This window comes from Zooshikella ganghwensis (assembly GCF_018263875.1).
Taxonomy (GTDB): Bacteria; Pseudomonadota; Gammaproteobacteria; order Pseudomonadales; family Zooshikellaceae; genus Zooshikella; species Zooshikella ganghwensis.
Map to the genome: position 1 here is coordinate 1 of NZ_JAEVHG010000003.1, position 15,775 is coordinate 15,775.

Genomic DNA, 15,775 nt, shown 5'->3' on the forward strand with positions numbered 1-15,775 from the left:
CCGCCGTCACTTTTTCCTTATCGCCGGGTCAGGCGGGTGATGCACCGGAAGGAAGAAAGCTACTAAAAAAGCTTGAAAACTGTGGGTGGGAAGGTGCACAGGTCATAATGGATAAAGCCTATGAGGGAGACGAAACCAGGCAGTTAGTCATTGATTTGAATATGGAGCCCGTAGTTCCACCAAGAATGAATCGGATATCACCCTGGGCATATGATCGTGAAATGTACAAAAAACGGAATGAAGTTGAACGCTTATTTCGTAGGCTAAAAGGCTTTAGACGTATATTTTCACGATTTGAAAAACTAGACGCTGTTTTTCGTTTTTTTATTCACTTTGCGCTTATCGTAGACAAGTTAATTAGTGTTAACAGGCCCTAATGGGGCTTACTTCAATAAGAATACGAATACTTATCCTTTACTTCGACTCAATTTCCTCTCCAAATAATATAATTTGTCCGGCTTACTTAAATGCTTGCAGCTATACTGTAACAAAAACATCAGTTGTAATGGTTAACCAATGACTCATCAAGTATTAATTTGTGATGATTCCAGTGTTGCAAGAAAACAAATGGCCCGTGCCCTACCAGGAAAATGGGATGCTGATATTCAGTTTGCCAAACATGGCAAAGAAGCCATGACCATTTTACAGGAAGGCTCCATCAATATCCTTTTTCTTGATTTAAATATGCCTGAACTTGATGGTTATGGTGTGTTACAGCAAATTCAAGAGCAGAAGATTACTGTTATCACAATCGTCGTTTCAGGTGATATTCAACCTGATGCGAGAAAGCGGGTCATGGATCTTGGAGCACTAGAATTTATTAAAAAGCCCGTTTCTGCTGAAGATATTGAGCACTTATTAACGCAGTATGGATTGCTCGCTGAGAATCAGGAATCCAAAGTAACAGAAGCGGCTTCAACGCAACCAGGCCAGATAAATGAAATGGATTGTTATCGAGAAATTGCCAATGTTGCAATGGGACGCGCGGCTGATTTACTTGCTCGACTACTACATGTTTTTGTGGTTATGCCTATCCCTAAAGTCAACACGCTGGAAGTTTCTGAACTTACGATGGCACTGCAATCTTCAGCGGATACCGATACTTTTTCTGCGGTGTGCCAGGGTTTTATTGGTTCAGGAATCGCGGGTGAAGCGTTACTGTTATTTTACGACTCCAGCTTTGAAGATATGGCCAAGCTGACAAAATATCAGGGCGAACGAGATGAAAAAATGGAGTTAGAGTTAATTATGGATGTGGCCAGTATTCTGATTGGCGCATGTGTAAAAGGATTTAGTGAACAACTGGATGTCAATTTTAGTCAAGGGCACCCCATTGTGCTAGGACAACATGTCAAAGAAGGAGAGTTAATAAAGCAAGGAGAATGTTATTGGAAACAAACCTTAACCATTGAAATCTGCTACTCAATCGAAAACTACAATATTAATTGTGACCTATTGCTTTTATTTACTGAAGACTCGCTTACATCACTTAGACAAAAAATCGCTTATTTATTGGAGTAAGGGGCTACATGGTTGACCACAGCTTATTAGGATTCAAAGAACTCCATTGGATGATGGGGATGCTTCAAGATATTGAAGTGGGACTCGTCGTACTGGACCATGAATATCGAATCCAAGTATGGAATAGCTTTATGGAAAACCACAGTGGAATGGGTCCTCTTAAAGTAAAAGGCCAAGTTCTCTTTTCGCTTTTTGAAGAAATCCAAGAAAAGTGGTTCAGAAATAAAACGGAACCGGTATTTCTGTTAAAAAATAAAACCTTTACGACCTGGGAACAGCGTCCTTACCTGTTTCGCTTTCGTAACTACCGACCCATAACGGGTACTGAACCCTTTATGTATCAAAATATTACAGTGAGTCCTCTGGTATCTGCCAATGGTGAAGTAAACCACATATGCCTTATCATTTACGATGTTACAGATATCGCTATTAATAAAAGCGGGTTGGAAAAGGCAAATCACCAGCTTGAAGAATTAAGCCGTACTGATCGCCTAACCAAGCTGTTTAACCGTGGCTATTGGGAAGATTGCCTGCAGCGAGAGTTTTTTCGATTTGTACGTACCCATCAGGCCAGCTGTCTCGTTATGTTTGATATTGATCATTTTAAAAAAGTTAATGATACTTACGGCCATCCCGCTGGAGATGCTGTAATAAGTACTGTTGCGACAAAGCTGACAGAGAATTTACGTACTTCAGATGTTGCCGGTCGTTATGGCGGTGAAGAATTTTCTGTTATTTTAGTCAATACTGACTCTCCGAGTGCCCTCTACTTTACTGAGCGTCTCAGACGGTCTATTGAAAAGACTATAGTAACCCATGAAGGACGAGACATAAGTGTCACTATCAGCCTAGGTATTTCTCAAATAGAGCCTGAAATTAAGGATTATAAAGACTGGTTAGAGAGAGCAGACCAAGCACTTTATCAGTCCAAACAGAATGGACGAAACCAGTCCACTATATACAAAACAAGCAAAAAATAAGCTTTATAGAAACACAAAGCCCCACCAATGTGAGGCTCTATCAACAATTAAAAGAAAAGCTTACATATTACAAATATGTTTTTGGGTTTGAATCCATAGTCGATCAGCAGTACCAATATAGTCTCCATTATCATCATAGATTGGTGCTTTTTGATCAATTAACCCTTTACAAACGTAGCCTTCATGCGTTTCATCAAGATAGCTTGCCATTGCTCGTTTACAGTCAACAACATCCTGAAATGAGCAGGAACGTGGGCGCATAGCTCGCGCTCCCACCCAACCATTAACAAGTTCACCACATGTCACCTTGGCGCCAGTCCAGCCCATTTTCCATGCATCCCGAGTACACTCTGCCGATACTGGTAGGCTCACTATAGCTGACAATAAAATTGAGGAAAGAATTGATACTTTTTTCATTGCGGTCACCCTTTAGTCTTAACGAAAATCCGTTTTTATAAAAGACGTGACGCATAAATTTATTGATTAATTTTTATACTAGTTAATTTTGTTGCGTATTAGGCGCATACCCTTATCAGTATAATCTATGCAATCATCAATCAAATTTAGTGTTTAACACCATAAAGGATACAATTTTGTGCTGAATAATTCGGCTAACTTTCCCTATATAAAAAACCTCCCACAGCTTATAATTCAAAAGAAATATTTTAGTACTTTCGTTGAACAAATGTAAGCCATGTAGTTTCAGCTAATATACCAAAACAAGGTATTTATACCCAATACGAATGGTTTTTAGGTGCGGCCATCGAGTGACGAAGCCCCATGAGCCTATATTAATAGGTGATTGGAGTGAGGAGTGAAGATAACAAAACCTAGAAATCATTCGTGAAGGGTATATTTGCCTAAATCAAGGTACAACGAGTGTATACCTCAAAAATAATTGAGGTGTAGCTGTAGTAAAAAGTGGGTTGCCATGCCTGTATTAATTTGTGAAACATGTGCCTGGAGCACTGTATGAAACTATGTTCAAAGGGCTTCTTTTACAATTTCTATAGCAAGAGCCTCAGCCCAAACTTTATATGCATTAGGACTCGGGTGAAAACCATCTGTAGCGAGATAAGCTGGCTCAAAGGGCATATTCATAGGCAAAAACTGGCAATTCGTATAACGATAAAGATGCTTAGATAATATATCGTCTAAGTAACGTGCACGTTTTCCCAAATACCACTTTAATGGGAAGGGTAGTGCTGAAAATAAATGCATAGGCGGTAAACCAGAAAAAAATAGTCTAGGTGAACCAAACTTTTCTATTGATAGTTGAATAAGCTGGTCCAATTGCTTCTGCCATTGTGTTTGGCTGGTACCTTTAATCACATCATTAACGCCCACCACAACGATTACAATATCAAACGGACTCTGTGGCATACCGTATAATAGGTCAATCAAATCTTTTGCTGTATAGCCTGTTTTAGCCACAAGCATCCATGAAACATTATACGACGCACTGAGTATTTCAACGAGTTGTCCTGATAGCGCAAGTTGTTGAGAAGGTGCACCCACCCCCGCAGCAGAAGAATCACCGAGTATGAGCAATTTTAATGCAGGCCCTGTTCCCTGTTTACCTTGCCGTGGACCTGCCGGTTCAGGTAAGCGAGGTGTTTTTTGCCTTACATATAAGCCTTGAGCAACCAAAAACGGCGCTAAGCCTAGGGTAACGATGTGATGTTTCATATCCTTATTGAGCCTTAAAAAAATAAGACGGTAAACGTCTTGTAAAGTGTCAGATTTAGGATAATGAATCAAGATAAGTCTATAAATGGCTCTGCAATACGGTATTAAGGATGGGCCAGAAATAAAGGGTATCTATGGACGTTCCAATTATTTACAAGGACCTGAAAAAGTTCAGTCTTACACCCAATCTAACTGACTACCATCGCTGCTATCAGTCATTTAGCTGGACTCAGGCACGAGCCAATATCAAAGGGTATGGCAAAGGCATTAATATTGCCTTTGAGGCGGTTGACCGACATGTTGAAGAAGGCCACGGTGAACAGCATGCTCTCATTTGGCTTGGCAAAAAAGGTGATCGTCAAACGTATACTTACACTGACTTAAAAGCTGTGAGTAATCGCTTTGCTAACTTGCTGGTAAAGTTAGGGGTTAAACAAGGTGATCGTATTTTTAGTTTAGCTGGGCGAACGCCACAACTTTATGCTGCTATTTTAGGCACGCTAAAAATGGGTGGTGTTTTTTGTCCGCTTTTTTCTGCTTTTGGTCCTGAACCCATTCAGTCTCGAATGACCATTGGTGATGCCAGTATCCTGGTCAGTAGCCTGAAGCTTTATAAAAAGAAAGTCGCTGCTTGGCAAAAACAACTGAGCACCTTAAAACATGTACTGCTTTATGACTGTGAGGGGCAATGCCCTGAAGGTTGTATCGATCTTGATAGCCAACTCCCCCAGGCGGATGATCAGTTTACAGTCTGCGAAACGTCTGAGGAAACACCTGCATTATTACACTTCACCAGTGGTACAACAGGTAAGCCCAAAGGTGCTGTTCATGTCCATAACGCCGTTGTGCATCATAAGCATTCAGGATTTTATGCCCTGGACTTACATCCAGGGGATCGCTATTGGTGTACCGCTGACCCCGGTTGGGTTACCGGTACCAGCTACGGCATTATTGCACCACTGTGTAACCGGGTGACATTAATTGTCGATGAAGCAGAGTTTGACCCTGAGCGCTGGTATCAAATTCTGGAGCAGGAAAAAGTCAATGTCTGGTATACCGCGCCTACAGCAATAAGAATGTTGATGAAAGTAGGCGAAGCAATGATTCAACAGTACAACCTCAGGGCATTGCGATTTCTAGCCAGCGTGGGTGAGCCACTCAATCCTGAAGCGGTGACCTGGAGCCAACGGGTTTTTGGTAAACCCTTTCACGACAACTGGTGGCAAACAGAAACCGGCGGCATCATGCTAGCTAATTTTGCTGCTGAACCTGTGAAGCCAGGCTCAATGGGCCGCCCATTACCAGGTATTCATGCAGCCATTGTCAGCATAGATGAACAAGGACAGCTCACTGAAGTGAAACAGCATGGTGAAATTGGCGAGCTGGCCCTTAAACCTGGCTGGCCTTCGATGTTTCGTAATTATTTACATGAAGCAGAGCGTTACCAAAAATGCTTTAACGCTGACTGGTATCTGAGCGGTGACTTAGCCTACGAAGATCATGATGGCTACTTCTGGTTTGTGGGCCGCAGTAAAGACCTGATTAAATCCGCTGGCCACTTAATTGGCCCCTTTGAAGTGGAAAGCGTTTTGGTGGAACACCCAGCTGTCGCCGAAGCCGGCGTTATTGGCATTCCTGACGAGGTAGCGGGGGAGGTAGTGGTTGCCTTTGTCGCACTAAAACCCGGCTTCAATGCAAATGACGAGTTGACTACAGCATTGATGGCCCATGCCCGAAAAAAACTAGGCTCTGCAGTGGCCCCCCGAGCAATCCATATCAAAGACAATCTACCTAAAACCCGTAGTGGCAAAATCATGCGACGGCTACTTAAAGCCCGTGAACTCGGCTTACCTGAAGGTGATATTTCGACCCTGGAAAGTGATGAGCATCCTCAGCAAAACATGCAAAATTCAGGGGATAAAGCATGACCACGGCTAACACTAAGCCCCACATCAATAAAACACATCTGCACTTTTTATTAAAGCAAATGGTGCGTATTCGCCGCTTTGAAGAAAAGTGTGCTGAATTGTATATGCAGGAGAAAATACGTGGTTTTTTGCACCTTTATATTGGCGAAGAAGCTGTCGCTGTTGGGGTGATGAAAGTACTGCAAGATGAGGACGCAGTGGTTGCCACTTACCGAGAGCATGGACATGCACTGGCTAAAGGGCTGAGTATGAATGCTGTCATGGCAGAAATGTTTGGCAAAATGACGGGAAGTAGCCGAGGCCGAGGTGGCTCAATGCATATTTTTGATGCCAGCAAACGTTTCTATGGAGGGAATGCCATTGTTGCAGGCGCATTACCAATGGCAGTGGGATTGGCTCTGGCAGATAAAATGCAAGATCGTAACCGGGTGACAGTATGTTTTTTTGGTGAAGGCGCTGCTGCTGAAGGTGAATTTCACGAAAGCCTGAACCTTGCCAAGCTATGGTCATTGCCAGTGTTATTTGTCTGTGAAAATAACATGTATGCCATGGGAACAGCGCTTTCCATCTCAGAATCAGAGCAACATATTTTTAAAAAAGCCCAAGGCTATGGTTTAGCCGCCGTTGAGGTGGATGGTATGAATGTAGTTGATGTTGAAGCCGCAGCACAAAAATGCTGTTCCGCCATCCGCCAGGGAGAAGGTCCCCATTTAATTGAGTGTCATACCTATCGTTTTCGTGGTCACTCGATGTTCGATACTCAGCTCTATCGTTCGCCTGATGAAGTTTCAAGCTGGCAACAAAAAGGACCTATTGTCCAACTGAAACAGTGGCTGGAGCAAAATGGCAAGTTAGAGCAAACCGAGTGGCAGCAGATTGAAAAAGAGGTTCAGCAAGAAATCGAAGATGCAGTCACATTTGCAGAGCAATCTGAGCTTGAGCCAGCCAGTGCACTATGTCGTGATGTCTATCAGGAGTCAGCCTGATGCATAATACGGTGCAAGAACAGTTAACTTATCGGGAAGCCATGCGGGAAGCGATTCGTGAAGCAATGCTACATGACGCAAACGTGTTCCTGATGGGGGAGGATGTCGGTCACTATGGGGGCTGTTATGCGGTGTCCAAAGGGCTATTGCAGGAGTTTGGTGAGTCACGAATCATTGATACACCATTATCTGAGTCAGGATTTGTTGGGGCCGGTATTGGAGCAGCCATGGGCGGTATGCGGCCAATTGTGGAAGTGATGACGGTTAATTTTAGCCTGTTGGCACTCGATCAAATTGTCAATAATGCCGCCACTCTTCGGCATATGTCAGGAGGACAAATTAGTGTACCACTAGTCATTCGGATGGCTACAGGGGCTGGCAAGCAGCTGGCGGCACAGCATTCCCATAGTTTGGAAAACTGGTATGCCCATGTGCCAGGCATCAAAGTGATCGCACCAGCCACCGTAGCAGATGCTCGTTATATGCTGGCGATGGCTTTAGCCGACCCTGATCCCGTCATGCTGTTTGAACATGTCATGCTGTATAACCACAAAGCACCTGTGCCCAACCCCACTGACTGCCCGGCAATGGCACAAGCTGTGGTGCGCAAACAAGGTTCAGATATCACCCTGGTCAGTTATGGCGGTTCTTTGTTTAAAGCACTAGAGGCTGCTCACGTTCTGGTTGAACAACAAATAAATGCCGAAGTCATCGATCTGCGCTGTTTACGGCCACTTGATACTGAAACAATATTTGCGTCAGTTAACAAAACCCATAGGTTGCTCGTGGTTGATGAGGGATGGCGAACGGGTAGCCTTGCCGGAGAAATATGTGCCCTGGTAGCAGAACACTGTTTTTGGACGCTAGATGCTCCTCCGCAACGTGTTTGTAGTCAGGAAGTACCTATACCTTATCCAAAGCACCTAGAAGAAGCCGCCACCCCACAGGTTGAACACATTGTGACAACAGCAAAGCAGATCATGTATCGATGAAAACCATCACTATGCCTTCCTTCGGTGCAGATATGGAGCAGGGCAAACTGACAGAGTGGAATATAAAACCTGGTGATACCGTGCATAAAGGCGACATCATTGCCACGATTGAGACCATGAAGGGCTTAATCGATATGGAAGTTTTTGATGATGGTGTTATTGAGCAGCTACTTATTAAGCCTGGTAGTGAAGTGCCTGTTGGTGAACCTATTGCAACACTAAGGCGACTAGGTGATGTTACAGTAGAAACGCCACCAGTAAAGGCACCACTTGTCGAGAAGTCAGCCACCCCATTACAAACTGATCAAGCGGCTCATATCAGTTCACCACCACCAGAGACAACAGCAACCATTGCGAGTCAGCCAGACCTTGCTTTATCTGCAAAGCAGGGACATCAGACTTCCCCCTTAATCTCTCCAGCTGCACGTCATCAAGCTGAGCAGCAGAGTATTAACTGGCGTGCATTACCAGCAGGTTCAGGACCCAATGGTGCAATTGTATTGGCAGATCTTGAGCGTTACGTTCAAGATGATCAACAGCAATCAAACGTCACTTCACCCACAACAGCACCTCACAGCATCGAGCAAGACATTAACGCACTAAAAATGCGTCAAGCAATTGCTGCAGTGGTTAGCCAATCCAAGCGTGAAATTCCTCATTATTATTTAAGCCATGATATTTCTTTAACCCATGCCTTACAGTGGTTAAAAAAGTACAATGAAGACCGGCCACCTGAAAGCCGCTTACTTATTAATGCATTAATATATTGTGCCATTGCAAAAGCACTACAGAAGTTTCCTGCTTTTAATGGCTTTTATCAAAATAACCAGTTTCAGCCTGCTGAACAGGTGCATTTGGGTAATGCAATTAACCTGCGTCAAGGTGGATTGATGGTAGCGGCTATTCATAATGCAGAGACACTGTCACCTGTGTCTATGATGGATAAATTAAAGGACCAGGTTATTCGGGCCAGAGAAGGGCACTTAAAAATGTCTGAAATGCAAGATGCCACCATCACAATTTCTAACCTAGGTGATCGGGGAAGTGATTCTATTTTAGGCGTAATTTTTCCACCCCAGGTGGCGTTGCTTGGCATTGGCCGCGTCCGTGAAGTCGCCTGGGTCGAAGGCCAGCATATTAAACCGGTGACTATTGTCAGTATCAGCCTTGCTGCTGATCATCGAGTTACTGATGGGCATGATGGCGCACGCTTATTAAATAAAATTAATAAACTATTGCAAAAGCCGGAGCAGCTAGTATGAAAGATAAAGCAGCATTAACACATTTTCTTTTGGAACGAATTAAAGCCATTGCACCCGATAGTGATACTGATGATTTAGACCCAGATGAAGATATGCGCGATGAGCTTGATTTAGACTCTATGGATTTCTTACGACTCTTGGAGTCTATTGCTAAGCAATTGAATATCAATATTCCTGAAATGGATTACAATAAAATCACCACATTAAATACCATGGTAAGTTATCTCAGTGAACGACAATCCAGTTTATAGTTCATAGTGGATACAACATGTACCACTGTATTAATGCAGCATATGAATTAATGTGTTCTTCTCACAGCAGAAGACCATCCCTGGTCTTTACTGCTAGCGGCGCTCCCTGCGCCTGCTTCATAAACCAATTCAAACGCTGCAAACTCACTTTCTGCAATCATCCAATCACGGTTAAATAGACACTAAGATTTATAATATTGTAGGACATATACCCAATACGAATGGTTTTTAGGTGCGGCCATCGAGTGACAAAGCCCCATGAGCCCATATTAATAGGTGATTGGAGTGAGGAGTGAAGATAACAAAACCTAGAAATCATTCGTGAAGGGTATAAGATAAAGGATGAGAGTTATACAGGCCTTGGGCAAAGTTGGATTTAAACAAAGACTTTTTTAGACACAACATCAAGTGCTGACTAAAGAAAAGATAGTTCGGATTATTTGTTTGGGGAATCCTCTTCATGGCGATGACGGTATTGGCTTTCATATTTTTAACCGGTTGCAACAACAGTATACATGGCCACCTCATATTGAGTTAATCGATGGTGGAACAGGAGGAATAACGCTAATTCCTTATTTTTTTCACTGCCATAAAGTCATTATGATCGATGCAGTGAATAACCCGTCTCAAGCAGGGCAATTAACGTGTTATCTTAACACTGATCCCCGCCTGTTTTCAGAAACCCTAGTAAATAATCGAGCATTTGAACATGGTGGTAATGTCACCTCATTGCTTGAGCTGTTGACCCTATCGGGCACACCAACACCTTGTATTGATATAGTGACGATTGCAGGTTGTAATTTTAATGCATATAACCACCAGCTCAGTGAAGCGGTCTCCCATAGACTACCCACCATTTGCACGAAATTGTATAAAATGATATGTAAGTAAATAATAACGATACTTCGATGTACAATCTAACAAGACAAAGGCTGGATAATGCTCGCTGAACTGAGGACGAGGCAATCAAGCCTCCAGGGAAGGATTCACGGCGTTTATGGCGAGCGTTATGCAGCCTTTGGGAAAATTAACAATAAATATAATACTAATAAGCTACATGTATCGTATGATAAACCTATTAGAGATATCCATTAGGAAAGTTGTCAACATACTCATGAAAAAATATGCAAGGATTGCTACTGTGAATATTAAAGTAATTATTTTAAGTGTATTATGTATTTTATCGTTTCCTGCCCTTGGTCACCCCAATCATGGTCTTTTTGATTTAAATGCATGGTTACATTACTTAGTGGAGCCAGAGCATGGTTTAATCTTTATTTTATTATTTGGGTTAATCACACTCATGGTTTGGCAATGGCGTAAACAGCACTAATACCATAAGAAAATAACAAACCTACTGTCCACCCACAGTGAAAGGTAAATCACATACGTTGTGACATCAAAACTTAATGGTTTTCAACTGGATGTTAAAGGCAGAGTACAAGGTATTGGCTTTCGTCCCTTTGTTTTTCGTTTAGCGACATCACTTGGGTTATGGGGGAGCGTCCAAAATACCGCTGTCAGTGTAGAAATAAAACTTAATGCTGACCTTTCACTGGTTGAACATTTTTCTCAGCTGCTTATTCAGCAGTGTCCTCGTCCAGGCTTTATTGAAAGTATAACGCGAGAGCCCTATCAATTTTTAGTACAGCCTAATGGCTTTTCGATATTACCCAGCTTGTCTGAGGGGGAAGAATGTACGCTCTCTTTTCCGCCAGATTTAGCTATTTGCCCAGCCTGCATTCAAGAGTTAATAAATCCAACTGATCGTCGATACCAGTACCCGCTGATTAATTGCACTCAGTGTGGTCCACGCTATACCATAATTCATGATATACCCTATGACCGAACACATACCTCTATGGCAGCGTTTCCCATGTGTGTTGACTGCCAGACTGAGTATAACAACCCATTAAGTCGACGATTTCATGCGGAACCAATTTGCTGTTCAACGTGTGGACCAGCTATTTGGTTTCAACAAAACATCAAGCAAAGAGAAGAAAGTAAGACCCATCGTACAATATTGGATTCATTGAAAATATGTGTTGAGCAATTAATCCAAGGAAAAATTATTGCTATAAAAGGTATTGGCGGCTTTCATTTAGTGTGCGACGCAACTAATGAGTCAACGATAAGACTGTTGCGCACACGCAAACAACGCCCCAGCAAGCCACTCGCAATTATGTTTAAAGATAGACAACACATACATTCTTACTTTTCCTGCACATCAAATGTTATGCAGCAATGTCTGAAGTTGCTCGAAAGTAAACCGGCTCCGATAGTACTTCTCTCAAAAACATACTTAACTCAAGCATTACCTGCTGAGATTGCCCCAGGACAACATCTTCTTGGTGTCATGCTTGCCTATTCTCCCTTACACTGGCTGTTGCTTGATTTGATTCAAAAACCATTAGTCATGACATCAGCCAATCCTCCAGGGGAACCTATATGTATATCCAATAATCTCGCATTACAACAGTTAAAACCTTTTGCGGATGGATGGCTACTCCACGATCGAAACATTAACCATCGATGTGACGACTCAGTGATCAACATTATCAATAATAAACCTAAGCTGATACGTCGTGCACGAGGCTTTGTGCCTGATTCGCTACCAATAACTGATCAGCTTGAACATGGTTTATTAAAAGAAAAATACTTACTAGCCCTAGGCGCAGACTTAAAAAACTGCTTTGGTATAACGATAGGAGCCAACGCTTTGCTGTCATCATATCAAGGTGACCTTGCAAACTCAGCCTGTTTACAGGCCATGCAACAAAACCTTAAAGAGATGCAAACTTTATTAAAATTACCAGAAAACAGCCTTCAAGCTGTCGTTGTTGACTCTCATCCCGACTATTATTCCAGTCATTTCGGAAGAAAAATCGCAGAAAAATATCAAACGCCTATTATCCAGGTTCAACACCACCATGCTCACTTTGCCTCCTGTCTCTTTGAAAATCAGGTTTTACCCGATCAACCTGTGTTAGGCATTATTTTTGATGGACTAGGCTTTGGTGATGATGGCACATTTTGGGGTGGTGAATTTTTACTGGGGGATTACGCTTCCGTTCAGCGTGTCGCCAACCTAAAGCCTTTTCCACTGTTAGGCGGCGATAAAGCCAACAAACAACCATGGCGCAACTTAATTGCGTTATTAGCTCAAAGTGACTGTTTACAGCAAGCTAAAAACATTTTAACTACTCAAAACATAGCCCAGGAAGAAATAAATACACTATTAAAATTCTCACATCGACTCCCTTTATCCAGCTCAGTAGGGCGGCTATTTGATGCTGTTGCGGCATTATTAAATATTGCGCCCTATGAACAGACCTTTGAAGGTGAAGCAGCTATGCAGCTGGAAGCGCTTGCTTCGGACTATAAAGGTCAGGCGACACCTACTGAGCTTTTTAAAATTATCCCACAGCACAAACGCTTATTATTAGATTCCTCTCCACTTTGGTATTTCTTAATAGAGCAGTTAAATAATAAAGAAAAGAAAGCTAAGTTAGCATTTATATTCCTCAACAGCCTTGTAGAGGGTGTTTTTCAAACAATAATCTCACTTCAGCAGCAGGGAAAACAATTTCATAGTATTGCACTAAGTGGTGGCGTCTTTCAAAATGCTTTTTTACTCTCGACACTACAGCACAAGCTTGAATCTGAGGGGTTCACTGTTTATACCCCACAACAAATACCCTGTAATGATAGTGGTATAGCGCTAGGGCAAATTGCTGTGGCACTAGCTCAACCCCTAGTATAATCCTAACTTGGTTTATTTCAGCGCACACTATCTAAAGTGTGCCCTCTGCGCAAGCGTGCGTGTAAGCTTTTTAAATTCTTAGTAACCTAACCTCAACAGTTATCACCTTTGTTGAGGATACTCATGTCAGAAGATGCAACTACTACTGTCCCCCTAACACTATGTAACCCAAGGTTACAAAGGGGACACAGATCTCTTAAACAATGAGAAAACACGCAGCCAGTTGACTGATCCACTTATTATAATTATAAGTAAGCTGACCACCAAAAGAACCAATCCAAGGTTGTGCACCATACCAGCTATTACTAGACCACCTCCTAATATCAGGTAATACATCAGGCCTAGTATAGCTCCTGCCGTGCCAATACAATTCTTGTAACTCTGTAATGCTCTAGCAAGAACATTTGGAATTGCAATGCCATAGGCCATGACTACAAGCAACATTGGTAACACAAACCAAAAGCTTTGTTCAAACATATAAACTAAGATGCTACCAGTCATTGACAGAAGTGAAGCTAGTGTTAAGAGTGATTTAAACTGCCACTCTCGAGCAATAAGATGTTTATTCGTTACTGCTCCAACACCAATACCAGCAGCGAGTACTAGCCCTGTGTAGCCGAACCATTTTGGTATACCCAGAGCTTCAAAACGAAAGGGGGCCAGTTGGTAATAGCCGAAGACACATATGTTGTACAAAGCAATCAAGAAAGCACTTCGCCATATATCTGCATCTCTAACGAGGCTATGTAATGTGGAAAAAAAAGGAACACCTTTAACCTGTTTAGGCATTGTTTCTGGTAGCTGACAGTAAACATAACCAAGTAGCGTTGCAGCTAATAGCGCAAGCCCGAAAAATACACCTTGATACCCCCACCAATGAGCCAATAGTGTGCCACTCAATACACCGATAGCAGGGCTGATGGCTATAGCAACCCCGACAATGGAAAACACTCTGGCAAGTTCACTACCATCAAAATGATCACGCATAGCAGTCTGTATTCCGACTGAGCCAACTGCAGCCCCGAAAGCGGCCAAAATACGTGCAATCATTAATATAATGAAGCTAGTACTATAAAGCGCAATCACCGATGCCAACGTATATAAAATTAATCCAGCTAATATCGTAGGACGTCTTCCTATAACGTCACATAACCTGCCCCAAACAACGACCCCAAAAGCAAATGCAATAAAATAAAATGATAATGTTTGAGCTGCACTCTGAGCAGTTATATTAAACCCAGAAGCAATATGAGTTAGAGCTGGACTGTAAATAGTTTCAACTACTTGCGGGAACATTAACAACGAAATGGACAAAGTAAGAGTAAGTTTTCTCTGCATAGAAAGTCTATCCTATCGCGTGAATAAATTTACCATCGATACATTAGCATTTTTAAATTGTTCTCTTTACAATAAAAAAGACAAAATATTTACAATATCGGACACGCAAATAATGGCATGGTTGACAGCGCAAGACTATTTCAATCCTGATGAATTTAACAGCAAGGTTTTGGGAATTGCATCTGAATTAGCTCAACATGACTCAGGGAAACACTGCCATGATATGGGGCAGCTGTTGTTAACACAGGGTGGAGTTATTCGGATAATCATGAATCAAAGCTTGTGTATTTTGCCTCCTGGTAGAGCTGCTTGGATACCACCACTTTGTATGCATCGAGCCAAAATAATCAGTGTAGTAGGCTACCGTTCAGTGTATTTAGATACCAATAGTTATCCTAATTTACCACGTGGCGCAAAGATAATAGGAGCAACGCCACTACTAAGGGCTGCAATGGAACGCATTGCTGTAGCAGACTTTTCTACTAATTGGGAAAGTGGACCCTATGCAAATATTCTGGCAGTTTTCTTAGATGAAATTCTCGCTGCACGTAGTGAGCATACTTTGCTACCACTACCTAATGATCGTCGATTGCAACACTTGGCTGGACTAAGCTGGATTCCACAATTGAAAGAACTGGCACCAAAAATTGGTGCATCAGAAAAAACTATCAGCCGAATTTTTCGCAGAGAGACTGGTTTAAGCTATCAACAATGGCGACAGCAGTGGCGTCTAATTCGTGCTTTAGAATTACTTGCAGAAGGAAATCTTCTTTCTGATGTAGCAAACAGACTTGAGTTTTCCAGTGATAGCTCTTTTTCCACATTTTTTAGCAATATGGTCGGTTGCTCACCTCGTACCTATATGGCTAATGATTATGTAAATGATTTTTCTCCACTATGAATTATCATGATTACTCTACAGCCCTTTATTATCCTGTTACACCGCCACAAGCTAGCCGATATGAAGTTCAGAATCACTAAAGTGTAATGGCACACTAATTCTGGCCACCTAATTAGAGGTGATAAAATGCAGCGGGGATTGATATTGGTGCCAGTTTTCATGTT

General features: G+C 42.3%; 15 protein-coding genes. 12 read left to right on the forward strand and 3 right to left on the reverse strand.

All coding sequences use genetic code 11. From position 1 onward, the window contains the following. The 3 genes from KHS79_RS06085 to KHS79_RS06095 all read left to right on the forward strand — a co-directional run. Window positions 1-377: transposase (locus tag KHS79_RS06085; RefSeq protein ID WP_212717584.1), on the forward strand; the 377-nt coding region annotated here is incomplete at its 5' end. A 139-nt stretch (window positions 378-516) separates the two neighbouring features. Continuing rightward, window positions 517-1,521: a response regulator gene (locus KHS79_RS06090; RefSeq protein WP_212717586.1), complete on the forward strand. Its 1,005-nt coding sequence runs from the start codon at window positions 517-519 to the stop codon at window positions 1,519-1,521. 8 nt (window positions 1,522-1,529) lie between these two features. Continuing rightward, window positions 1,530-2,501 carry a sensor domain-containing diguanylate cyclase gene (locus KHS79_RS06095; RefSeq protein WP_233468284.1) on the forward strand — a complete coding sequence of 324 codons (972 nt, stop codon included), beginning with the start codon at window positions 1,530-1,532 and terminating at the stop codon, window positions 2,499-2,501. 60 nt (window positions 2,502-2,561) lie between these two features. On the opposite strand, the gene KHS79_RS06100 is transcribed toward KHS79_RS06095, so the two are convergent. Then, window positions 2,562-2,918 (reverse strand): hypothetical protein, encoded by a 357-nt coding sequence (locus KHS79_RS06100; RefSeq protein ID WP_212717588.1) that lies wholly within the window; start codon window positions 2,916-2,918, stop codon window positions 2,562-2,564. A gap of 567 nt (window positions 2,919-3,485) precedes the next feature. Further along, entirely contained in the window at window positions 3,486-4,190 is a 705-nt protein-coding gene (locus KHS79_RS06105) for an SGNH/GDSL hydrolase family protein (protein WP_212717590.1), read from the reverse strand. A 134-nt stretch (window positions 4,191-4,324) separates the two neighbouring features. Here KHS79_RS06105 and acsA point away from each other — a divergent pair, with 134 nt between their 5' ends. The 8 genes from acsA (at window position 4,325) to hypF (ending at window position 13,372) form a co-directional block, all read left to right on the forward strand. Next, window positions 4,325-6,118 carry an acetate--CoA ligase gene (acsA, locus tag KHS79_RS06110; protein ID WP_212717592.1) on the forward strand — a complete coding sequence of 598 codons (1,794 nt, stop codon included), beginning with the start codon at window positions 4,325-4,327 and terminating at the stop codon, window positions 6,116-6,118. Next, window positions 6,115-7,104 carry a pyruvate dehydrogenase (acetyl-transferring) E1 component subunit alpha gene (gene pdhA, locus KHS79_RS06115; RefSeq protein WP_212717594.1) on the forward strand — a complete coding sequence of 330 codons (990 nt, stop codon included), beginning with the start codon at window positions 6,115-6,117 and terminating at the stop codon, window positions 7,102-7,104. Before acsA ends, pdhA begins: the two co-directional genes overlap by 4 nt. Next, window positions 7,104-8,096, forward strand: a complete 993-nt coding sequence (locus KHS79_RS06120) for an alpha-ketoacid dehydrogenase subunit beta (protein WP_212717596.1) — start codon at window positions 7,104-7,106, stop codon at window positions 8,094-8,096. The genes pdhA and KHS79_RS06120 overlap by 1 nt, the downstream gene beginning before the upstream one ends. Continuing rightward, window positions 8,093-9,358: a dihydrolipoamide acetyltransferase family protein gene (locus tag KHS79_RS06125; protein ID WP_212717606.1), complete on the forward strand. Its 1,266-nt coding sequence runs from the start codon at window positions 8,093-8,095 to the stop codon at window positions 9,356-9,358. Before KHS79_RS06120 ends, KHS79_RS06125 begins: the two co-directional genes overlap by 4 nt. Beyond that, window positions 9,355-9,609, forward strand: a complete 255-nt coding sequence (locus KHS79_RS06130; RefSeq protein ID WP_027707770.1) for an acyl carrier protein — start codon at window positions 9,355-9,357, stop codon at window positions 9,607-9,609. Before KHS79_RS06125 ends, KHS79_RS06130 begins: the two co-directional genes overlap by 4 nt. 408 nt (window positions 9,610-10,017) lie before the next feature. Beyond that, window positions 10,018-10,500: a hydrogenase maturation protease gene (locus KHS79_RS06135; RefSeq protein ID WP_212717608.1), complete on the forward strand. Its 483-nt coding sequence runs from the start codon at window positions 10,018-10,020 to the stop codon at window positions 10,498-10,500. 250 nt (window positions 10,501-10,750) lie between these two features. Next, on the forward strand, window positions 10,751-10,942 hold the full coding sequence (locus tag KHS79_RS06140; protein WP_133296078.1) for a hypothetical protein: 192 nt from the start codon (window positions 10,751-10,753) through the stop codon (window positions 10,940-10,942). A 60-nt stretch (window positions 10,943-11,002) separates the two neighbouring features. Next, a complete protein-coding gene (hypF, locus tag KHS79_RS06145; RefSeq protein WP_212717610.1) occupies window positions 11,003-13,372 on the forward strand; it encodes a carbamoyltransferase HypF in 2,370 nt (789 codons plus the stop codon). A gap of 174 nt (window positions 13,373-13,546) precedes the next feature. Here hypF and KHS79_RS06150 read toward each other — a convergent pair whose 3' ends face one another. After that, entirely contained in the window at window positions 13,547-14,710 is a 1,164-nt protein-coding gene (locus tag KHS79_RS06150; RefSeq protein ID WP_212717612.1) for an MFS transporter, read from the reverse strand. 112 nt (window positions 14,711-14,822) lie between these two features. Between KHS79_RS06150 and KHS79_RS06155 the strand changes: the two genes are divergently transcribed. Further along, the gene (locus KHS79_RS06155) at window positions 14,823-15,611 is read left to right on the forward strand and encodes an AraC family transcriptional regulator (protein WP_212717614.1); all 789 of its coding nucleotides are present in this window, start codon (window positions 14,823-14,825) and stop codon (window positions 15,609-15,611) included. Window positions 15,612-15,775 lie beyond the last annotated feature (164 nt).